The sequence below is a fragment of the Psychrobacter sp. CAL346-MNA-CIBAN-0220 genome (assembly GCF_040309805.1).
Classification (GTDB): domain Bacteria; phylum Pseudomonadota; class Gammaproteobacteria; order Pseudomonadales; family Moraxellaceae; genus Psychrobacter.
Genome location: NZ_JBEOPF010000002.1, coordinates 318,474 through 340,218, shown reverse-complemented (window position 1 = coordinate 340,218; position 21,745 = coordinate 318,474). Strand labels below are relative to the sequence as shown.

The following is a 21,745-nucleotide window of genomic DNA, read 5'->3' as shown; positions in this document are numbered from 1 at the left end:
AGGCTAATAGTTATATCAGATTCCGTGCATCTGTCTCTTGTGACACTAATTACCATCAAAATAAAAACTCTCTTTAACAATTAAAACAAGACGCTAGTCGAAATCAATACTGTCATTTGGCATGACGGTTGGCATGCCCGCTTCCGTCCATGCATTATAACCACCGGCAATAGAGACCACCTGCGTATAGCCAAGGGCTGCTAATGACTGAGCAGCCAATGCCGCACGTCCACTGGTTTTACAATACAATAGGATGTCAGTATCGGCACTATTGGCAGCTGGCAGGTCAGCAATTTTGAATTCCAACAACCCGCGCGGTACTAATATTGCCCCTTTGATATGACCTGCCGCATATTCAGCAGGCTCTCGTACATCAATAATGATATCGGCTTTATGGCAAGCAGCCTCTGCCTGAGCTACCGATACTTCAGTAATTTGGGCTTTTGCAGCGCTTACCAAGTCATGCGACGTTTTCATAATAATTCCTTAGAATGGAGCAGGTAGGTCATCACAATTTAAGTGACGGCTTTATGATTGAGATATTTGAGCGTTCTATTTTTAATACCAGAAGAAACGAACTATCAAAGAAACGCTTGGTATAAAAGTCATTGATATAATAATCACTGATATAAAGTTTACTAATATAAAAAACTATATATTAAAATATAATATGTTATTTTGTAGATAATATCCACAATATTTCACTTATTAGAATATATATACTTATATAGTATTAAATATTTACACGTAAGAGGGAGAGTGATAAGAAGCATTCTAAGCACTAGAGGAAATAAAGAATCTCAAAAATTTATATCAATTAAAAATAAATACCAAAGGGTGTCATCAATCAGATTGTGAGGTTTAAAATGAGATTAATAGAGAGTCAGCAGTCAACGCTACCAGCCCTGTTAATAGAAACGTTTGACTGCTAGGGCGTTGTTTCTGAGAGCCCTACTAATAAACGAGCAGTCGAAATCAGATTCTCATTTGCGCCTAAAATCGCAGCTCGCAGCCAGTTGTTACGACTGCCTGAATAGAACTCGAAATGAATGGTGTAGCTCATGGTTTGCTCACTATCTTATTCGATAGATACTTCAGACACTTTTATTGTATGCTTAGATTCAAGCTTAAAGGCTGTTAGCCGCGTCATATGCGGTTTTAGTGGCATGTGAAATATCTGCCGCTTGGCAGCAGTCGCCCACTTTGACGACCTCAATATCCTGACCTATCAGCGCCGCCGTGTCGAATATGACAGGACACGCGCCGCTGGCGATAACCACATAGTCGCACAGTATTTGCATAGAATTACTGTTGTTGTCTTCACAATTCAATCTATCCGTGTCGATGCTTATTACCTTGTGCCCAGTGTGCTGCTGCACGCCGTAAATTCTATAGTTCTCAAGCATAGTAGGTAGAATAGTAGTGCTTAGGTCATCAGCTATTTTGTCTTTCATCTCTACCAGCGACACTTTGCAGCCTTGCTGAGCGAGATATTCTGCAGTTTCACAGCCAACCACGCCGCCGCCGATTACAGTTACACGACCAGATACTTGTTGCTTACCTGCCAGCACTTTCCAAGCATCACATACATTTGATCCACTAATACCCGGAATCGGAGGCGTGAAGCTTGTCGCACCTACCGCCACAATCACTGCATCAGGCTTCAGCTCAAGGACATTTTGAGTAGTCGCTGTTTGCCCTAGCCGTAGTGTCACGCCCTCGGAACGTACCGCATGCGCAAGATCTTCGACGGCACGGCGTATTTCTATTTTGCGTGGTGGCACCTCAGCGAGGTTCAGTTGCCCACCAAGGCGAGCTTCTTTTTCAAATAGTGTCACGCTATGGCCTTTTTTTGCAGCCACACGGGCGGCTTCAAGTCCTGCAAGACCGCCTCCGACGACCACCACTTTTTTTTTGGTAGTAGCGGACATAATAAACCGTGTTTCTTCAAAGCCATTCTCCGCGTTGACCACACAAGCGATGAACGAGCGATTTAACACATTATCGACGCAGCCCTCATTGCATGAGATACATCGGCGAATGTCTCGGGTTTTTCCTGTGGCAGCCTTATTAGCCCAGTCGGGGTCAGCCAGAAGCGCACGGCCAATCCCGATTATGTCAGCCTTATCACTCTGGAGCATGTTTTCGGCCATATCGGGATCAATGATACGCCCCGAAGTACTGACAGGAATGGAGACAACCTGTTTGATTGTGCCTGCGATATCAGCAAAGAAACAATAAGGCTGAACCCCCATCGGCGGAATGGTGTCAGCCATGTTGCCGGTGTGATTAGCCTGTGCCACGTGCAGCATATCTACGCCCGCATCCTGAAGCCACTTTGCGAACTCCGGCGCGTCTATCTCATCAATACCGCCTTTACCACGCGTAGGAGTAACAATAGGTAATTTATAATCAATAATCATATCTGGCACTGCTTTTTTCAGTGCCTGCAGTAGCAATAAAGCAAAACGTGTGCGATTTTCAAGAGAACCGCCGAACTTGTCAGTACGGCTATTCATTTTCGTACTACACAGCGCGCCCACTAATCTATCACCGTGGACTTGAATGACGTCCACACCTGCTTTTTGCGCACGCACAGCACAGTCGCACATCTTTTCAATAATCTCCATCAAGGTCTTTTCTGACACTTCGTTGACGAAAAATGGCATATCGTAATTCAGTTGAGCGCGAACCTTACCCATTTCGCCAGCGGCAAACAGGGCGTTAAGGACGTCGCAGTCATACTCTGGGTGAAAAATTTGTACGCCAAGTTTGGCACCGTATGCATGGACGCTGTCAGCGAGCAGACGGAAACTATCGATTTGGCTGTCATCAAACAATTTAGGCGTCGGAGCAAAGCTACGGATAGGGGCGACATCGCCTAGAACGATATAGCCCACGCCCCCTTGTGCAAGTCGAGTATAAAATGCGCAGCTTTGCGAGCTGATACTACCGTCGCGGGCTTCATAACCCGTGGTCATCGGTGGAAACATAATGCGGTTTTTGAAGATTACGCCGCCAACAGTGATTGTTTCTAGTATTTTCATGACCGTGTTCTCATAATGGCATTCTCATAACCATTCTTTTTTCTACTCAGTTAGAAATGGATCTGTCCCATCCTTGTCAAAATTTATTGCACCGCCCTTTTGGCAGTACTCTTCTTAAAGCATTACTCAAAGTAAAGTCTATTTATGCTCAATAGATATAGACTGTCCAATATAAGAGTTAAGTGCCAATTTCTGGTTTCATAGCCAATATTATAAACTTGGCTATTTTAAATATTCTTACAACTATCTGCTACTTTTTATAACCGATAAACTGCACCACTGCACTGAAGCCTTTGTGACGCTATCTTTCTTCTAGTAGTTAAAGTTAACCATCCATTCTATTACCTCAATGATAGCATGGTCTGCATAGCATGCTGATAATTCAGATCCGCCTCTACCTTCCTAAAAAAAGGACACGATATTAAATACCGTGTCCTTTTTATTTTTATGCAAACATTACGCTCAAGCTACTACTCAGCAGCGATTACCATGATTTCTACTAACAGCTCAGGACGCGCGAGAGCCGACTCACCGCAAGCCCGAGCGGGCGGCTGCGTACCTTCAAACCATTTATCCCATACTGCATTCATCGCCGCGAAGTCCGACATGCTTTTTACCCATACGGTCGCTGATAGCATCTTTGATTTATCACTACCCACTTCTTTTAACAAACCCTCAACTTTTTCTAGGCAGGTTAGAGTCTGAGCAGCAATATCGTCTTCAGCATTACCCACTTGACCTGACAAATAAACGGTTTGGTTATGAATGACAATTTTGCTCATACGTTGATTGCTATGCAGTTTTTGCATGATGGTTTATCCTTACTGTATTAACATTTATGTATTAAAATTTCGAATGAATGGCTGTTTATTTAGAAAAACGCTGCGCATTGAAAGGCTCAACATCGACCACAACGGGCTTATTATGAATCAATTCTTCAACGATGCGTCCTGTCATAGGCCCTAAGGTAAAGCCTTGATGACTATGACCAAAGGCAAACCATAATTTCTCATGCTTATGCGCAGGGCCAATGACGGGCTTCATATCTGGCATACAAGGTCTTGAACCTGCCCAGGCTTCAGATTCTACGGCTTCATCTAATGGCAATATTTTTCTAGCGAGCTTCAGTACTGTTTTTAACTGTCCGAAGTTCTTTGGCGCATCCATGGTGGTCATCTCAGCACCGGTAGTAATGCGAATACCTTGCTGCATTGGCCCCATGACAAAGCCTTTATCCATATCAAACATACTGTGGTTGATAGTATTTTTACCAGTTATTTTAAAATGCTGATGATAGCCGCGCATCGGAAATAAAGGTAAATTATATCCTAATGGTTTAATTAATTCGTTAGACCATGGCCCCGCAGCGATTACCAACTGGTCGCTATAAAAGGTATCATTATCAGTGATTACCTTCCAACCCTCGCCATCAGGAATAATTTCTTTTACATTACTTTCTTTTATTTCACCTTGCATCTCTTGAAAGTTTTTTGCATAAGCTTTTACTAGGGCGCTTGGGTTTGAAACCTGCCATGAGTTTAGCCAATGAATCGCACCGACAAAACCATCAAAATTAGCATTAGGTTCAAGCTCTTTTAATTCTTCAACGGTTAACACTTTATGCTCGACGCCTTGCGCACGATCACTAATAGCGACCGCAATAGCTGTTTTGAAGGTCTCTTCAGAACGATGTAACTGCAGCCAGCCATCACGTTTAATTAAATCATCAGCGCCGGACGCCGTAATCATGGTCTGATGCTCGCTGGTACAATGCGCAATCAGAGTCTGCCACTCTTCTTCGATTTTTTTGACAGAGGCTGGCGTAGAATACTTCCAATACTGTAGTAGCGCCTGATGATAACGTAGAATAGCTGGTAGGCGATAGCGAATATCAGTGCCTCGGTTGGGCATGACTCTGACCAGTTCTGTCAGCTGTCGAGGAAAGGGGTGGGTATGAATCGCTTCTCGTTGTATCAGTCCTGCATTACCATACGAGGTCTCGAGTCCCGGCAGCTTTCTGTCTAATAATAAAACTTTAGAGTTATTCTTTTGTAGATGCCAAGCAACCGATGTGCCGACCATACCCGCACCAATAACAATAACTTCATAGCGCATAGCGCATCCTTTTTATGATGAGTATATAGAATTTTGAATATTCAGATCTAAACCTTGAATATTAAGGCCTAATAGTAACGCCATTATGATAAATAATAAACCACTATCTAAGGTCGTATCCTCTATATCATGCCAGCGATAGCTGTGCTTTTGAAATCAATCTCTTTTTGCCTTCTCAGCTTAGAGTACTACCTCAATATCGATGATAAAAATGTATATTTATTATTATTAGTAGACTGGATACTAGCTACCTCAATATTAATTAATGCAACAAATACCAATCAAATATTTAAGACTTTAATCCACTTTTAATTCTTTGTTACTCTCCATTATCTAATAATTCTTAAACATTGACCCATATGATATAAGGTAAGTCCCAGCTCGGTAAATCCAGATTTCATCCCTGGTAAAGCAACTTTCGATTCCTCTAATGTTTTAAATGGTAAGGGAATACTGTCTCTATTTCCAGTCAGAATATAGTCAGCAAAGCACTTCCCCATTAACGTGCCAGTAGTGATACCACGGCCATTATAAGCAGTTGCGGTCAATATGCCTTCGTCGGGTTCCAACACCCGAAAGATATGATCTTGGGTAAAGCCAAAGTTTCCATACCACTCGTATTGCCAGTTACACTTGGGTAAATAAGGAAAGTAGCTCTTTTGGACATAATTAGCCCATGACTGATAAAATGCTTTCGGTTTACAAGCTTTACCGCCCACAGTACCGAGTAACAAACGGTCATCTTTATCGCGGCGAAAACTAGACAGGGCCAAACGGGTATCCCAAGCGCCATTCCTATGAGGTAAGATACGATCTGCCAGCTCACCACTTAAGGGCTCAGAGGCTATCTGATAATAGGATACCGGATAAAAGGTCTTAGTCACTTCTGTCCACTCACCTTCGGTATAAGCGTTAGTGGCAATAATGACGCGCTCAGCTTTTACATTGGCCTTGGGTGTTTTTACATACCACTGCCCATCCGATTTTTCTAAAGTATCAACCGCTGAATGCTCATAAATAATCACCCCAAGCTTAACGGCCACCTCAGCAAGACCATTGACATAAGCGAGAGGATTTAAGGTGCCGGTACGAAGGTCTAACAGCGCCTTATTAATGCTGGTTGTCCCGCAATACTCATGACAACGACTGCCCGTTAATACTTCAACATTGACCCCGCGGCGGCGCAGTTGCTCATATCTGATATCAACATCCGCTTCTCCTTTGGCGTTATGAGCCATATGAATGTTACCATTCTGCGTCGCATGCGCATCGATACCATAACGTTTGATCAAATCAAACACTAAGTCTGGGGCCTGTCCCAGCGCCTCAGTTAAGCGCTCTCCGTCTGTCTCTCCTAAAGCAACATTCAAATCATCTGGCCGCGCCCAAGTACCTGAATTGACGAGACCGACACTTTTCCCTGAGCCGCCACTGCCAATAGTTTGGCTTTCCAATAATACAACAGCGACCCCTTTTTCAGCCAAATGTATCGCAGCAGATAGACCCGTAAAGCCACCGCCAATGATACAAACGCTGGTCTCTGTATCGCTAGTAAGCTCATCATAATGATCAATTGTAGGTGCAGTAACGCTCCATAAGCATTTCTCTTGTAACATTTTAACCTCTCTTTATATCACGCATTTCCTATAGAAGATGCCTTATCAAGCGTATTAGCAGAAGGCTCTTCACGCGGTATAAACTTGTTGAGGAACGCCCATAACAAGCCAAACAAGGGTGATAACCAGCAGAAAAAGGCAAAAGGGGCATAGGTCAAGGTTGCTATCCCGAGAGTTGCGGCTACAAAGCTACCACCCATGTTCCAAGGGATAAGCGGTGATAAAAGTGTACCAGCGTCTTCTATAGAGCGAGTCAAGGTGGTACGGTTGTAGCCCATTTCTTTATACTTGTCTTGCAGTAAACGCCCTGGTAGAACACAAGTGGTATAAACATCACCGATGAGCGTACCCACGCTGAGCGCACTAACATAAGTAGTAAAAATCAAACCTAAACGTGACTTTACGAAGCGATTGATCTTTGCCATGATCGCTTTAAGCGTACCGTAGTGTTCAAGTGCGCCGATAAAACCCAAGGCGAAGATAGTCAAGCTGATAACCCAAGTCATCGACATAACGCCACCTTTTGACAGTAGCTGATCAACAACCGCAAAACCAGTCTCACTGACAAAGCCATTTTGTAAAACATTAAAAACATCACTAACACCAACGCCTTGCATAAAGACTGCAATCACTGATCCCACAAACACGCCACTTAACACCGTTGGTATCGCAGGCATTTTCATAACAGCCGCAATGACAACGACCACAGCAGGTAATAAGGTAATAATACTTAGGTTGTAGTTAGCAGCTAAGTTGGCTTGTAACGCTTGGATAGCAGACAAATCAATATTGGCATCACCATAACCCATGCCAATCCAAGCATAGATAGCTAACGCGGTGATCATCGCTGGGATTGTTGTCGGCAACATGCCTTTGATATGGTCCCAAAGCTCAACACCCGCTGCCGCAGGAGTCAAGTTAGTGGTGTCTGATAGCGGCGACATTTTGTCCCCAAAAAAAGCACCAGAAACGATAGCGCCGCCTGTAAAGTGTGCTGGGATACCAAGCCCCAAGCCAATTCCCATCATCGCCAATCCGACCGTACCGACAGTGCCCCACGAAGTACCAGTGGCGACAGAAATGATGGCACAGATCGCACAAACAGAAACTAAAAAGGTGGAAGGAGAAAATATACTAAAGCCATAATATAGAATGGTCGGGACTGTCCCTGCAATAATCCATGCGCCAATGAGCATACCGACACCCATTAGAATAATCATCGCTGGCAGACCAATTTTGATTACTTTCAAAAAACGTTCTTCCATACCTTGCCAGCCACGGCCACGCATCTTCATAAATAAGCCAGTGATCAAGATGCCGCAAGCGAGTGGTATATGAGGGGTAAAATCTTTAAATATGAAGAACTGAACCATTAGAATCATGGCAGTCAAAACTAGAGGGGCAATATCGAGTAAAAAACTAGAAGATGGGCCATAGCCATCTATAGCAGGATCGTGCGGTTTGTCGTCAATCATAATACACCTACCTTCCTTAGTAGTAGCAATCAATAACTATAGCCAACCATGCTATAACCAACAATAGTTATTAATAATTTTAGCAACCAATCCTTAGTTGCTTATAATGAGTAAAGATGAGTAAAAATTTTGCGATTAAACATCAGTAATATTTATTATTTGCATGATGCAAAGCCTAGAAAAACGTAACTAAATTTTTACTCATTCACTTACTGTACAATAACTTTTGGGATGCTAAGCATACGCGGGGCATACTTAGCACTCTGTACATTAATCAAATTTAAATAGAACGTTAATTCGCTTTGTATTAACCGAAATTAATACCCTGAGCGAGTGGTAGCTCAGTTGAATAGTTGACGGTATTGGTCTGACGGCGCATGTAATTCTTCCATGCATCCGATCCAGACTCACGGCCACCGCCGGTTTCTTTTTCACCGCCGAACGCACCGCCAATTTCAGCGCCACTAGTCCCAATATTGACGTTAGCGATACCACAATCACTTCCGCGATCGCTCAGAAATATTTCAGCTTCACGCAAATCATTGGTAAAGACGCATGACGACAATCCTTGAGGAACGTCATTTTGCATCGCAAGCGCGTCATCAAAATCTTTATAAGTCATGACATATAAGATTGGCGCAAAGGTCTCAGTTCTAGCAACGTCGTTTTGCTCATCAAACTCGACAATGGCAGGCGTTACATAATAAGCATTAGGATACTTGTCCATTAACACCCGTTCGCCGCCAGTAACTTTGCCGCCTATCTTTCTAGCTTTTTCTAGAGCGGCTTGCATGTTATTGAAGCTCTCTTCATCAATGAGTGGCCCTACCAAATTACCTTCTAGTGGATGCCCAATACTCACTGTCGAATAAGCTGATTTTACCCGTGGTAAAATGTCATCTTTGACCGATTCGTGAACGAATAAGCGGCGCAATGAAGTGCAACGTTGGCCAGCGGTACCAACTGCTGAGAATAAAATGCCGCGTAATGCAAGATCCAAATCAGCAGTTGGCGCCAAGATCATGGCGTTGTTACCACCTAACTCAAGTAGAGACCGGCCAAAACGCTCAGCAACTTTAGGCCCAACCGTTCTGCCCATACGGGTACTGCCGGTCGCGCTGATTAGAGCGACATCTTTATTTTCGACTAAAGCGTTGCCAATGTCCGTTTTGCCTAATAGTATTTGAGACAAGTTTTTTGGCGCGTCACCGAACTTTGCCAATGCTTTTTCGAACAAGGCCTGACAAGCTAAAGCAACCAAAGGGGCTTTTTCTGAAGGTTTCCAGATAACGGGGTTACCACAAACAATAGCTAAGGAGGTGTTCCAAGACCAAACGGCGACTGGAAAGTTAAAAGCGGATATTACGCCTATCACACCAAGAGGATGCCATGATTCGCGCATATGGTGACCGGGGCGCTCTGAGGCAATAGTCAAGCCATACAATTGACGTGAAACACCGACTGCAAATTCACAGATGTCGATCATCTCTTGTACTTCACCAAGACCTTCTTCCTTAATCTTGCCCGCCTCAAATGACACTAAAGCACCCAAATCTTCTTTATGCGCGCGGAGCTCCTCACCCAGCAGACGAATTAATTCGCCACGCTTGGGTGCAGGAACGGTACGCCACTCCTGGAAAGCTACTTTGGCATTTTGTATTTTACTGTTTACAGAATCCACAGTATCTAAGGTAACTTTACCGATAACTGCACCATCTATGGGGGTATTGACCTCAAAATCGCCATTTTTGTATTGTTCTTCTTTGACGCCCATGGCAGACATATATTGCTTAATCATAATCAATCCTTTGTATATAAATTTATAACGTCCTTAATAGCCTTCAAAGCTACCTTGCAAGACGTCAAGTTGCAAAATAATAAATTTCTTGCTGTCATTCCGTTTTGGAATGGGGTTTAAACGGGTTGGCTATCTATCTTTATTCCTTACCCTCAATATTCTAACGAAATAAGGCATTTGTCGAGGCTTTGCGCCTGCATATCTTCATATAAAGCGAGTTCATCATAGACCTTTGCGCCTAACGCCCGCTCAAATTCATGTTTATTTGAGTGACCTTCATAATTGCTTTGTTTATCCTGCTGAAGATTAGACTGGAAGATACCTGCCGCACTCACCGGTAAGAAATCTTCATAAACAATAGGTTCAATACGGATAGCGCCTTGGTTAATCAGCGCCACTATTGCTGGTTTCGAGGCGACAGTTTTTAAACGGGCTTTTTGTATATTGGTCGTTTTCAAATTAGTCACCTTGCTATCTACGACAGACAGATTATCGATGTTTTGCCCAACTGATTGAGAATCAGCCTGATAATAAAAATAAGCCAGCTCTGCAGCATGCAAAGACCGATAATCATCAGGGAATGCCTCGAACGCTTTCTCTAAAATTTGATAGTACTCAGAGGCATTGTCTTCATTTGGTGTCGCACCGAGTTGGTGGCGAGCGTCACTGAGTAATTTATCATACAGCGCCCTACCTTTAGGTGTTAACGCCACACCGCGCTGTTCAATCTCGCCAAACCGCGCCGTATGCTGCCCTTGTTCAAAGCTGTTTATTTCAGAGCTATTTATTGCAGAGCTGACTTGCTCACGCTTAAAACTGACCCTCTCTTTTAGTGCCTTAAAGCTGGTTTGTCTTAATAGAATCGGACAGGTTCGTCTTGGCGGCCCTTCAATAATGGCTTTTGGCGGTATCCCTTTTGCCTGCATACCTTGTTGGACAGCATCGATATCTAACGTTCTAGGGGTCAGATGATTAATATGGGGGCCTTTAAAGCCAACCACGTCAGCGATAAGACGATGCTGATTGGACAATCGCTCATACAACTCTTTTGAGATTGGTGTCTTATCATGCCAGCGAAAAGTCTCTAAGGCCTCAACGACAAAATCTTTACCCTCTGCTGCGGTTAAGCCACCTTGCGCCTCAAAGTGCTCAATGAGTTTGATGGCCTTATCAGTAAAAATATGACGGTTGGCTAAGGCAGTAAGCGCTTCTTGCTTGAGAGTATCATTACCTATTAAATCTAGGCGCAATAACGAGGTAAATACTCGAAATGGGCTTTTATGTAGGGAGTGCGCGTCAATAGCTCGAAATGCCGTCGAATGCACCGGCACGCCAGCAGGGGCTAAATCATAGTAGCCAACAGGGTACATACCCATCACTGCAAAAAGGCGGCGCATCATGCTGAGCTCTGCTGCCGTACCCAATCTAATTGCTCCATGACGTTCCATACTCAGCCTATCAATTTCTCCGGTATGCTCGAGCTGAGCTTTAATATCAGGCTGAGAAGCGAGCACTTCTGTATTCACCTCCGTGACTAAACCGATAAGATCGCCGTATAATGGGACTTCGTCTTGGTACATTGCTGACATCGCCACAGAGAACTTATGGCGAATATCATCGCTACTCATAAATTTATTATTCACAGATGGGTATCCTCTTTCATTTATTTAACGTATTAAATTGATAATAAAAACTGGTAATAAAACGGTCTTATGCAGTCGTTTTATTTAAGATTGATGACTATGTCATGGGCGCTTCATCAGGAATGGCACTCAGCACCTCTTTTAAAATATCGAGACCAGCTTGTAGCGTTTCAGGCTCGATAGTCAGTGGCGGTAGTAGCCGAATAATATGACGATATTTACCACTTGGCATAAGTAGCAAGCCGCGCTCTCGCGCTTGAGTTAAGACGCGTGCCATCACACTTGAATGAGTCCCATATTCAGGGTGCCGCAGCTCAATACCACGCATAGCGCCAATGCCTGTGAGACCATAAAGCCAAGGCGAGATATCTTCCTGTTGCCACTGCGCTACGGTCGTTTCAATCGTTTGGGCATAATGCTTGGCAGTGTGCCATACCTCATCCTCTTGCATGATATCTATAGTGGCATTTGCCGCAGCACAGGCGACCGGATTACCCGAATAAGTACCGCCTAAACTACCTTTAGATAAGCCATTCATAATGCTGGCTTTGCCTATCACAGCGCCCAAAGGCAGCCCACCTGCGATGCTCTTACCCAGTAATATCATGTCCGGTTCAATACCTAAATGGGTAAAAGCAAAAGGCGACCCAGTACGACCATAGCCGGACTGAATCTCATCCATAATAAGTAAAATGCCGTGGTCATCACAGAAATTACGCAGATACTTAGCGAACGACGGCGACATCAGTTGAAACCCACCTTCGCCTTGTACCGGCTCTGCGATAATAGCGCCGATATTATTGATATCAGTCTCTACTTCAAACAAACGCTCTAGCGCATTGATGGCCTGCTGATCGCTGACCTCATTGTCTGGACTGGGAAAAGGGATATGATAGACACAGCTGGCTAAAGGCCCTAGCCCGCGTTTATAAGGGGCAACTTTGCCATTGAGATTAACAGCTGCAAGCGTGCGCCCGTGAAAACCGCCATCAAAGGCAATGACCCCAACACGATTGGTATTAAGACGAGCAATTTTTATCGCATTTTCTGTCGCTTCAGCACCGCAGTTAGTGAGCATACCTGCCAGCTCACCCTCAATAGGAATCAGGCCACATAACCGCGGCATAAGAGTTTGATACGGCGTATGAGCGGCCGCATTATAGGCATAATGAATGAGGGACTGGGTTTGATTAATAATGGCGGTGACGATGTGAGGGTGACAGTGACCAAAATTCAAGACTCCGATACCACCAACAAAGTCGATGTAGCAGTGGTCATTACTGTCCCAAACTTTGGCATTGACTCCTCTGGTAAGCGTTACTGGATGCACCATCGTAAAAGCATCAGTAACGTTATACAGCTTATCCATGACTGTCTCTTCTCTTCCTTGAGTTAGACCCTCATTTCAACAAAATCCTACGGTCTCAGCAAACGAATAATAGTTGTGCCTTCATTCCTTTTTGTCATTACCCTCAAAAAGACCATTTAAAATAGAGCAGGCTAAACAACAAACCCTAGCGTATCTTCACGCTGATCAGGAGTATCAAGATATGCGGAGACCCATTCTAAAACGACTTTGACCTTATGCGATCTACCCAAAGATAACGGATACGTCATATAGTAAGCACCTCTGCCTTTTGCGGCATAATCCCATACCGTTACCAGCGTACCTGACTGGAGCTCAGGTGCTACCAAACGCAAGGGTACCAGCGCGATACCATATCCGAGTAAAGCCGCTGCAATGCAAGCATGAAAAGTATCAAAGCGCGGGCCTACAAAGGTACTATCAACACTGATATTCTGCTGCTTAAAATATTCATACCAGGCACTAGGACGCGAGCTTAATTGTAGCAATATACAGTCGCTCAAGGTATCAGCACAGAGGGTTTTATTATGAAGATATTCAGGCTTACAAACGGCGACACAATACTCATCAAATAGCTTAATAGCTTCCATCCCGCCCCAAATACCATCGCCATAAAGAAAGGCAATATCGACGTTTTGGTCTTCAGAAAAAAACGGCCCAACCTGCTCCTTAATATCCAAATTAATTAACGGATAAGCTTGGCTAAAGCCGCTCAACGCCGGCATCAGCCAACGCGAACAAAAGGTAGGATGCGAGACCATCCTGAGTACTTCTGTATTACTGCTATGCGACATCAAGTTGGTGGTCGCCACTTCAATATGCTTAAGAATGTCTAAAACCTCAAGATAATAAGTCTTGCCAGCAGGCGTCAATGATATTCGATGCGGAGTACGATAAAAAAGGGAGATATTTAACATCTCCTCTAGCTGTGCCACTTGCTTACTAATAGCACTTTGAGTCATATGCATCTCTTGTGCGGCGTTGGTAAAACTTAAATGCCGCGCGGCAGTCTCAAAGCATTGTAAAGCGGTCGTCGAAGGATACCTTCTAAAAGCAAGGGGATTATTGGTGTCAGTTTTCATAACAATATTTTCTTATTCCATATCAGTAAAGGTACAATCGATACAATATATTCATCTAGCGCTGAATAATATCAGCTGTAGTAACATAAACTTGTAACCGTAACACTTTTCACAAACGCTGGCGCATTAAGCATGGGCTTATTGAGTATTAAGTATTAGCGTATTAAGGCAATCAGTCACCACCACAGCGGCTCATCACTCTCTACTATAGGCTTTGTTACCGTCTCTACCGCCACTTTATCGACCGGTAACTCAGCGATGAACCGTGACGGCTTGTCAAAGTAACCTGAATAACTGGCAAAATAATCAGGCGCAGTTAGATACAAGCTGCTCTTAGCGCGGCTACAAGCCACATAAAACAGCTTACGCTCTTCTTCCAACTCCTCAAAATCGCTTAAAGAACGGTAATGTGGCGTTAGGCCATCTACTAAAGAATTCACAAACACTATCGGCCACTCTAGGCCTTTGGCACTATGAATGGTCGAGATAGTGACTTTATCATTGTCGCTACTATTATCGGTACTCTCAGACTTTCCCAAGGCAGCAACTGAATCATTAGGCGGATCAAGCGCTAGATTTTCTAAGAAGCTATCAAGGCTAGTATGTTCTTGTGCTAAGTTTTTAAGTACCCGAAAGTCCTCCGAACGCTCACGCCAATTGTCTTCAATAATTTTTAGAATAGGGATATAAAACTCTAGAATATCCTCAATAATCTGTTTAACAGATTCTGCTTGACTGGCTTTGCTAAGGACCGTATATAACGGTTTAAGCTGTTCGCTCTTTTTAGCGAATGGTGCCGCCAATAACGGCTCAAAAGAGTGGTTATCCGCGTTAATTGCTTGCGTAAGCTTAGTCGCGGTTACTGCTCCTACCCCTTTGAATAAGGTTAAAATACGATGCCATGAAATGGTGTCATTGGGGTTATATAATATTTTAACGAACGCCAATACGTCTTTGATATGTCGTCTTTCAATGAACTTGATACCGCCAACGACGATAAAAGGAATGTGGCGCTCCATGAATTCCAGCTGTACGTAGTTGGATTGGAAGGAGGTACGACACAGTATCGCAAAGTCGTTATAATCATAGTCTGGTTTTAACTCTATAATCTTATCGGCAATATACTTGGCTTCTTTGGTTTCGTCACTCAACCGACAGAATATAGGCTTGTGACCATTTAACCTTGCCCCAGAATATAGCTGTTTTTGATAGCCTAAAGTAATTTGTTCTGATAGGGCATTAATGTAATCAAGAACCGCTGGCGTACTGCGATAGTTTTGCTCAAGCTTAATCAGTTTGGCCTGAGGATAGGTTTCACCAAACAATAAGATATTCTCATAGTTGGCCCCGCGAAAAGCATAAATGCTTTGATTGTCATCACCAACTACCATCAGCGATACTGACTCAGGCTTACAAATAAGGTCAATCAGCTGCTTTTGTGGAATGTTGGTATCTTGATATTCATCGACCATAATATAGCGATAAGTCTGTTGTATCAGCTGGCGAAATTTGTCATTGGTTTTTAGATAGCGTACCACTTGGCTAATAATATCGTCAAAGTCATATAGATGATTGGCACGTTTATACTCATGAAAATCCATTGCTAATTGTTCAATAATAGGAATATGTACGGCAATATCGGGATAGTTATTTTCAATTAAATCACGGATATAGATGCGCCGATTTCTAGACGTTGAGATGATGTTTTGTAAGGTTTTTTTACGCGGAAAGGCTTGGATATTGGTTTGGGTGGGATACTTTTTTTCTTTATTAATAAGGTCAATAGCGTCTTCGGCATCGCCAGTATCTAAGATAGTAAAACGAGAGTTGATACCGAGTAGCCCTGAATACTGGCGCAACAGCCTATTACAAAATGAATGAAAAGTACCGCTGGTGATATCATTGAGCGACTGGTTATCAGGTAAATGATTGTTTGATAAAGGGCTACTTGATAAATGACTGTCAGATAGAATGCTGTGAGTCGAACTGCTATTAGACAAAGAACTTGCCAGCAAATTTTTGGCACGGTTTTTTATTTCATTAGCGGCTTTACGAGTAAAGGTCAGCAATAAAATTTGACTGGGCGGCACCCTATTTTCTATCAAATAACTGGTGCGATAGGTTAAGGTTTTAGTCTTACCAGAGCCCGCACCAGCAATGACTAATACTTTGCCATCAATAGTGGTTGCGGCTAAGAGCTGATTGGGGTTTAGCTCATGCGCATAGTCTACTCTCAACCCTAAATCATTACTAAGCCGTTGGCTAAGTACTTCGGCATCGGCATCAATTAAGTTCGCTTCTAGCTTTTTAATGGCTTGCTCTAAACGCTGAATCTTGGGCTTAATCTCGATGAAGTTTTGCGGATATTGGTAGTGGCGCGTATCAAAAATCGTAGTATTCATTATTAAATATTGCCTTTAGTATCATTCTTTAACTTAGTGTTATTGACACATTATTTGGGAATTTCTTACCGGCTGACTTAACTGATAATGACATTATACTTTCTATTATAACTGACTGATTTTCCATACTTATAACTCTTTTTTGCTCATAGTTATCAAGTGATCGCGCGCTTTTTATAAAGTATAAGGTGCATTTATAGACGAGATAAGTCACTTAAACGAACAACCATTACCCCTATGCGCAAAAACCTATCGCTACTTTTTATATAACGTCCAAGTCATATAAAAAACAGCGACAGGCTTTGGAATTTTTAAAATCTGCTTTAGCTTATATTTATCTAGTATCGTTAAATACCAGAGGTGAAATTTTAGCTAGCGCCTTAACGACCCAATACTGCACGAGGGTCGATAGGATTGCCATTCAAACGCACTTGAAACTCTAAAGCCACTTGATTGGTTTGGCCACTGCTACCCATACTAGCAATACGCTGAGCGCGCTGTACTTGATCGCCCTCTTTGACCAGTAACTGACTGTTATGTGCATAAGCGGTGATGTAATTGTCACTATGACGAATCATAATCAAGTTGCCATATTCCGGTAAACCGTTACCTGAATACAGTACCGTTCCATCTTGGCTTGCCAATACGGGATCACCCTCTTTACCGGCGAACCACATACCCATATTACCAGCTGACGCATCAAAGTTGCGGATCACTTGGTTGCGACTGGGATAGTCATAGCCTGCCGTAGAGTTTGCGGTCACTTCATACGTTGGGCGCGGTGTTAAAGGGGCATTTGACGTCGGTGGAGTATACGTTGGACGAGCTGGCACTGGCGTACTGGCAGTGTTATTGCGTGCAGGAGTTTCCGCCCCACCTTGCCATAGCTTGAGAAACTGTCCACTATAAATAGTGTACTTGCTGTCTAAGCCATTGAGCGCACCGATTTGACGATAGTTCAGTTTATAGCGTGAAGCAATTTGACTGACCGTATCACCGCGCTTTACAAGGTGATAATTAGGCACACCTTGAGCATTGTTAATGATCTTAGGACTCCGTTGCGCGGCGGTCTGATAGCTGGGTTTGGTCGCACAGCCAGCCATCACTACCGTCATAACGCCAACCAAGGCTACAGTCGCTAGTTGCGATCCAGTAATAAGCTTTTTCATACAAAATTTCCTATTCTTTATGTTACTGATAAGCGTTGTATTATTCCGTATATGCTTTATAAGCTCATATATGAGATCATAAAGCATCTGTTATATATATAAAACTATTTATAGTGCTAGTGCCGACAGCCTATCAAGCGTGGTCGTTGGCGTATGATGTAGTCTCACCGGCGATAGGCTATGTAGCCTGCCGCTACTGCTTGATTATCAGTATGGATAGATGACGTATTGGCACATTGCGTTACTAATGTATGATTTACAGGTTCAATTGATGTGGTCGATTTATCTAATTGCACAAGCGACTGAGATGGCCCACTTAACGTCGCGGCTCTCGATTCATACTGGCATTTTTGCAAGGACAACCAATATGCATCTCGCCTGCGGGGATCAACCACATGATGTACAGGACGTGCTATGCGACTATGCCCTAACGATGTGATCTTGCGACCTTCAGTATCCTTAGCACTTTTTACATCAGGAATATTAACGTTTAACACATGATAGGGCAAACTTTTGAGTTCTTCTAATATAGAGGTTTCTCTCAAGAGTTTAACGATTTCATTCGCGGCCATTTGATAATGGCTCGTTTTGTCATGCCCATCGCCTTTAATAGTGCCGCCAACTAAGGAAGTGGCAATAGCCGGCACTCCAAAAAGCTGCGCTGTTAATGCCGCCCCAAAAGTACCCGAAAAAAGAACATCTTGTCCCAGATTGGCACCCGAATTGATACCGGTAATCACACAATCAAAGCGGATATTACGATACAGCTGATGCAGTGCCAAATAGACACCATCAGCGGGCGACCCGTTAACGGCCACAAATCCTGATTCTAGCTTATGGGTATATAATGGCTGAGAGATATGTAATGCACTAGCGCTACCACTTTTTTCCGCATCTGGAGCGACTACCATCACCTCTCCGATAGTAGAGAGTGCTTGATACAAGGCCAATAGTCCTGGTGCATGTACGCCATCATCATTACTAATTAAAAACTTCATGTTTGCTCAATATACTCATATCTGACTGCTTGGACACTTCGTTATTATAAAACTGTTGAAAAAATTTGCTATAATAAAACATGGCTTTTGTGCTGTTTATTATTAGCATAGCGTTTTCCATAGGCAGTAAATATCAAAGGCCTTTAATCACGCTGTACCTGAATAAATAATTTGTCGCAAGATAGATGGTCACAATTAACTGCAAATATTAAAGGTGAAAGATGACACGTCAAATTATAACGAGGTTGTGTAAAAGTATAACGACCAACTCGACGGCCATTACTAACTTGTTGGCACCCATTTAATTGACCACCAGTCTTTCTCTGCATGACCGTGCCATAATATTAAAAGCGATTATACCCTAATAGGGAGCAGTCATAAACTAAGTCAGTATAGTTAATTTAAATATCTTGTTGCCTCTTATCAATCGCTATAGTTATTATTAGTTGCGATGGCTATTGCTTTGTGGCCCAATCAATACAAGGCAGTGTTTGACTTTTTGATATTAATGTTGCGATCTACGTTACATTGAGCAACAACGTCTAACAATGTTAGCTTATGCATTAATATTGAGGTAACTTACAGCAGGATGCTACGGATATGTTACTGTGAATTGCTTCTAAAACACAATATATCTACACATAAATCAATATATTATGTGACTTTTATTTTGTTTCCGATTACCATAAGACCATTAAATAATGCAGAGCGAGTGTGATACCGAATGAAAAATCAATCGATATTCTCTATAGTTTATATGACCACTAGAATGGTCTCAAAAACAGCGTCAAAAGTTGGTATTGCAGGTGTGGTTATGTCTGTTGCCTTGCTATCTCAATCAGTAAGCGCAGCCAGTAACGCAGCCACCACTATTCCACTCGATATGTCTGGCATGAATATTACCAAACACGAAATCGCAGTTATGCAGGTATTGTCTGAAATTTGCCCACCGATGCTCAACCGCAATCAAAAGCAGCGTTTTTATAAGTCTTATAATGTACAGCTGCATGAGCTGATGCCAACCTTAGAAGACCCAAAAGCCGCCATTCAGTACTTATCAACCCAGCAAGATTATCGCCAAATACTACAAAGTATTCGGAGCTGGACGCTTGGTTTCTCTAAGCCAGAGAATAAAGCGTTATGTGAAGATTTAGCAAATGCAGAGTATTAAGCGTAAGCCAATCAGTACTTTTACGATATTGCTAACAATATTAAAATAGCGTCTTATAATATAAGTACTTTATAAAACTAGAAGGCAATAACAATAATAATGGCCTCTTGTAAATAAAGTAGTTATAACTGGCCACTTTTTAAACAGTAACTTTTTAAACAGTAATATTATAGAAAAATTTTTTTAACCACGTTCTATAATATTTAAAATGTAGAAACAGCTTGTTGTCGACCAGCTCATCATATTGAGTGGCACAGCAAGCTTTTTTGTGCCATGCCTTTTTATAGTAAACATTGTTTATAGCAGACACTTCATATTCAAGATTTTTGTGGTAATAAAATCATGAGTGCTTTTATATCATTATTCATTAAATTTGAACGATTACTTAGCTGCCTATTGCTGCAAATTGATTTTTAGATTATTCTCTCCTTCCTTATCAACCTCTTATCTTATCGTGTCTACTTACTCTCCTTAGATGAGCATTTTGCTAAGATAAGGCGTTAATTTTATGTCCATCGTCTATTGTAGCCGCCTTTGTCAGTGCACGGTATTGTTGACGATAGACACATTTGGTTTTATGACATGGTGTAGCAATTTATGACAGTAAAATATGTAAAACAACATTTGGTACAGCTGGTCGTCGGTGTCAGCCTGTCTATGGGTACAATAATGGCCAATGCCGCTATTGCAGCCCCTGAAATGGACAATAGTGCTTATGTATTAATGGATTATAATACTGGGGAAATAATAGCGCAAAAAAACGCCAATCAACCCCTACCACCGGCATCACTGACTAAAATGATGACCAGTTATATCATTGAGCAGCGTTTGGCATCAGGTGACTTAAAAGAAGATGAACAAGTACTGATGAGCGAGAATGCTTGGTGCCGTGGTAGTAGCAGCCAGTCGTGTATGTATGTACCAGTGAATAAAACGGCAAGCGTCATCGATATGTTGCGCGGTATCATTATTCAATCGGGTAATGATGCCTCAATAGCTATGGCTGAGCATATTGCTGGCAGTGAGAGCGCATTTGCAACCTTGATGAATGAACAAGCACAGAAACTTGGTATGAAGCATACCCATTTTGTAAACGCCACTGGCATGCCTGATGAAGGTCACGAAGCCTCAGCTTTAGATTTGGCAAAGCTGGCGCGTGCCATTATCAAGAACAGTGGCGACTACTATAATATCTACGCAGAAAAAGAATTTACCTACAATGGCATCACCCAAGGTAATCGCAATGCTTTACTTGCTACTGACCCAACGGTTGATGGTCTAAAAACGGGACATACTGATGCAGCCGGATATTGTTTGGTAGCCTCAAGCAATCGCGATGATATGCGTTTAATTTCGGTCATTATGGGTACAAAAAGTCAGCAAGCACGTGCCGATCAGTCGCGTGAGCTACTTAACTGGGGCTATGGTCACTTCACTACCGTTACTAAAGCACCAGCAGGACAGTTTGTCAGCAAGCTACCAGTATGGTTTGGAAAAGCGAACGAGATAGAGCTAATAACTGGCGATAATTTACAAGTTCTAACCACCAAAACTGATAAGAATAAAATCACTACCGTAATAGATGTCCCTGAAAGCCTAGAAGCGCCAATCAAAAAAGGTCAGAAAATCGGTAAGATGATGGCAGTGATTGATGGCAAAACCGTGGCATCAGTACCTATTATCGCTACTATTGATGTTGAACAATCAGGCTTGATGAGCCGTATGTGGCAACATGTCGTACGCTGGGCACAGAACATATTCTAATAGCTAAGCAGTTAATACCCATAGAAATTTAGCAATAAAAAAGACGCTTAAAATAAGGCGTCTTTTTTATTGCTAGAATGATTTTTTTATAGATAGGAC

The 21,745-nt window shown here is 42.6% G+C and carries 16 protein-coding genes; 2 read left to right on the top strand and 14 right to left on the bottom strand.

Annotated elements, in window-relative coordinates; genetic code table 11:
• Positions 1-93 precede the first annotated feature (93 nt).
• From AAEY88_RS07485 to surE, 14 genes are all read right to left on the bottom strand, one after another.
• Entirely contained in the window at positions 94-477 is a 384-nt protein-coding gene (locus AAEY88_RS07485) for a rhodanese-like domain-containing protein (protein ID WP_350561011.1), read from the bottom strand.
• 451 nt (positions 478-928) lie between these two features.
• Complete coding sequence (locus AAEY88_RS07480) at positions 929-1,063, bottom strand: hypothetical protein (protein WP_350561009.1); 135 nt, start codon at positions 1,061-1,063, stop codon at positions 929-931.
• 64 nt (positions 1,064-1,127) lie between these two features.
• Positions 1,128-3,047, bottom strand: a complete 1,920-nt coding sequence (bilR, locus tag AAEY88_RS07475; protein WP_350561007.1) for a bilirubin reductase, long form — start codon at positions 3,045-3,047, stop codon at positions 1,128-1,130.
• A gap of 470 nt (positions 3,048-3,517) precedes the next feature.
• Entirely contained in the window at positions 3,518-3,856 is a 339-nt protein-coding gene (locus AAEY88_RS07470) for a RidA family protein (protein WP_350561005.1), read from the bottom strand.
• 58 nt (positions 3,857-3,914) lie between these two features.
• Positions 3,915-5,162 carry an FAD-dependent oxidoreductase gene (locus tag AAEY88_RS07465; RefSeq protein WP_350561003.1) on the bottom strand — a complete coding sequence of 416 codons (1,248 nt, stop codon included), beginning with the start codon at positions 5,160-5,162 and terminating at the stop codon, positions 3,915-3,917.
• Between the two features lie 329 nt (positions 5,163-5,491).
• Entirely contained in the window at positions 5,492-6,778 is a 1,287-nt protein-coding gene (locus AAEY88_RS07460) for an FAD-binding oxidoreductase (protein ID WP_350561001.1), read from the bottom strand.
• Positions 6,779-6,795: 17 nt separating this feature from the next.
• Positions 6,796-8,253: a Na+/H+ antiporter NhaC gene (gene nhaC, locus AAEY88_RS07455; RefSeq protein ID WP_350560999.1), complete on the bottom strand. Its 1,458-nt coding sequence runs from the start codon at positions 8,251-8,253 to the stop codon at positions 6,796-6,798.
• Positions 8,254-8,560: 307 nt separating this feature from the next.
• Positions 8,561-10,051 carry an aldehyde dehydrogenase family protein gene (locus tag AAEY88_RS07450; RefSeq protein ID WP_350560997.1) on the bottom strand — a complete coding sequence of 497 codons (1,491 nt, stop codon included), beginning with the start codon at positions 10,049-10,051 and terminating at the stop codon, positions 8,561-8,563.
• Positions 10,052-10,203: 152 nt separating this feature from the next.
• Positions 10,204-11,679 (bottom strand): VOC family protein, encoded by a 1,476-nt coding sequence (locus AAEY88_RS07445; protein ID WP_350561107.1) that lies wholly within the window; start codon positions 11,677-11,679, stop codon positions 10,204-10,206.
• Between the two features lie 112 nt (positions 11,680-11,791).
• The gene (locus tag AAEY88_RS07440) at positions 11,792-13,063 is read right to left on the bottom strand and encodes an aspartate aminotransferase family protein (protein ID WP_350560995.1); all 1,272 of its coding nucleotides are present in this window, start codon (positions 13,061-13,063) and stop codon (positions 11,792-11,794) included.
• A 131-nt stretch (positions 13,064-13,194) separates the two neighbouring features.
• The gene (locus AAEY88_RS07435) at positions 13,195-14,142 is read right to left on the bottom strand and encodes a LysR substrate-binding domain-containing protein (protein ID WP_350560993.1); all 948 of its coding nucleotides are present in this window, start codon (positions 14,140-14,142) and stop codon (positions 13,195-13,197) included.
• A gap of 176 nt (positions 14,143-14,318) precedes the next feature.
• On the bottom strand, positions 14,319-16,544 hold the full coding sequence (locus AAEY88_RS07430) for a UvrD-helicase domain-containing protein (protein WP_350560991.1): 2,226 nt from the start codon (positions 16,542-16,544) through the stop codon (positions 14,319-14,321).
• 380 nt (positions 16,545-16,924) lie between these two features.
• Entirely contained in the window at positions 16,925-17,713 is a 789-nt protein-coding gene (locus AAEY88_RS07425) for a peptidoglycan DD-metalloendopeptidase family protein (protein WP_350560989.1), read from the bottom strand.
• Between the two features lie 164 nt (positions 17,714-17,877).
• Positions 17,878-18,711, bottom strand: a complete 834-nt coding sequence (surE, locus tag AAEY88_RS07420; protein WP_350560987.1) for a 5'/3'-nucleotidase SurE — start codon at positions 18,709-18,711, stop codon at positions 17,878-17,880.
• Between the two features lie 769 nt (positions 18,712-19,480).
• Between surE and AAEY88_RS07415 the strand changes: the two genes are divergently transcribed.
• Both AAEY88_RS07415 and AAEY88_RS07410 read left to right on the top strand, forming a co-directional pair.
• Complete coding sequence (locus AAEY88_RS07415; protein ID WP_350560985.1) at positions 19,481-19,882, top strand: MCR_0457 family protein; 402 nt, start codon at positions 19,481-19,483, stop codon at positions 19,880-19,882.
• A 657-nt stretch (positions 19,883-20,539) separates the two neighbouring features.
• Entirely contained in the window at positions 20,540-21,646 is a 1,107-nt protein-coding gene (locus AAEY88_RS07410; protein WP_407074437.1) for a D-alanyl-D-alanine carboxypeptidase family protein, read from the top strand.
• Positions 21,647-21,745: the final 99 nt, after the last annotated feature.

Bases quoted from the DNA above. Each gene is read 5' to 3' on its own strand.
- AAEY88_RS07485 (WP_350561011.1), bottom strand. From the start codon at position 477: ATGAAAACGTCGCATGACTTGGTAAGCGCTGCAAAAGCCCAAATTACT.
- AAEY88_RS07480 (WP_350561009.1), bottom strand. From the start codon at position 1,063: ATGAGCTACACCATTCATTTCGAGTTCTATTCAGGCAGTCGTAACAAC.
- bilR (WP_350561007.1), bottom strand. From the start codon at position 3,047: ATGAAAATACTAGAAACAATCACTGTTGGCGGCGTAATCTTCAAAAAC.
- AAEY88_RS07470 (WP_350561005.1), bottom strand. From the start codon at position 3,856: ATGCAAAAACTGCATAGCAATCAACGTATGAGCAAAATTGTCATTCAT.
- AAEY88_RS07465 (WP_350561003.1), bottom strand. From the start codon at position 5,162: ATGCGCTATGAAGTTATTGTTATTGGTGCGGGTATGGTCGGCACATCG.
- AAEY88_RS07460 (WP_350561001.1), bottom strand. From the start codon at position 6,778: ATGTTACAAGAGAAATGCTTATGGAGCGTTACTGCACCTACAATTGAT.
- nhaC (WP_350560999.1), bottom strand. From the start codon at position 8,253: ATGATTGACGACAAACCGCACGATCCTGCTATAGATGGCTATGGCCCA.
- AAEY88_RS07450 (WP_350560997.1), bottom strand. From the start codon at position 10,051: ATGATTAAGCAATATATGTCTGCCATGGGCGTCAAAGAAGAACAATAC.
- AAEY88_RS07445 (WP_350561107.1), bottom strand. From the start codon at position 11,679: ATGAGTAGCGATGATATTCGCCATAAGTTCTCTGTGGCGATGTCAGCA.
- AAEY88_RS07440 (WP_350560995.1), bottom strand. From the start codon at position 13,063: ATGGATAAGCTGTATAACGTTACTGATGCTTTTACGATGGTGCATCCA.
- AAEY88_RS07435 (WP_350560993.1), bottom strand. From the start codon at position 14,142: ATGAAAACTGACACCAATAATCCCCTTGCTTTTAGAAGGTATCCTTCG.
- AAEY88_RS07430 (WP_350560991.1), bottom strand. From the start codon at position 16,544: ATGAATACTACGATTTTTGATACGCGCCACTACCAATATCCGCAAAAC.
- AAEY88_RS07425 (WP_350560989.1), bottom strand. From the start codon at position 17,713: ATGAAAAAGCTTATTACTGGATCGCAACTAGCGACTGTAGCCTTGGTT.
- surE (WP_350560987.1), bottom strand. From the start codon at position 18,711: ATGAAGTTTTTAATTAGTAATGATGATGGCGTACATGCACCAGGACTA.
- AAEY88_RS07415 (WP_350560985.1), top strand. From the start codon at position 19,481: ATGGTCTCAAAAACAGCGTCAAAAGTTGGTATTGCAGGTGTGGTTATG.
- AAEY88_RS07410 (WP_407074437.1), top strand. From the start codon at position 20,540: ATGGGTACAATAATGGCCAATGCCGCTATTGCAGCCCCTGAAATGGAC.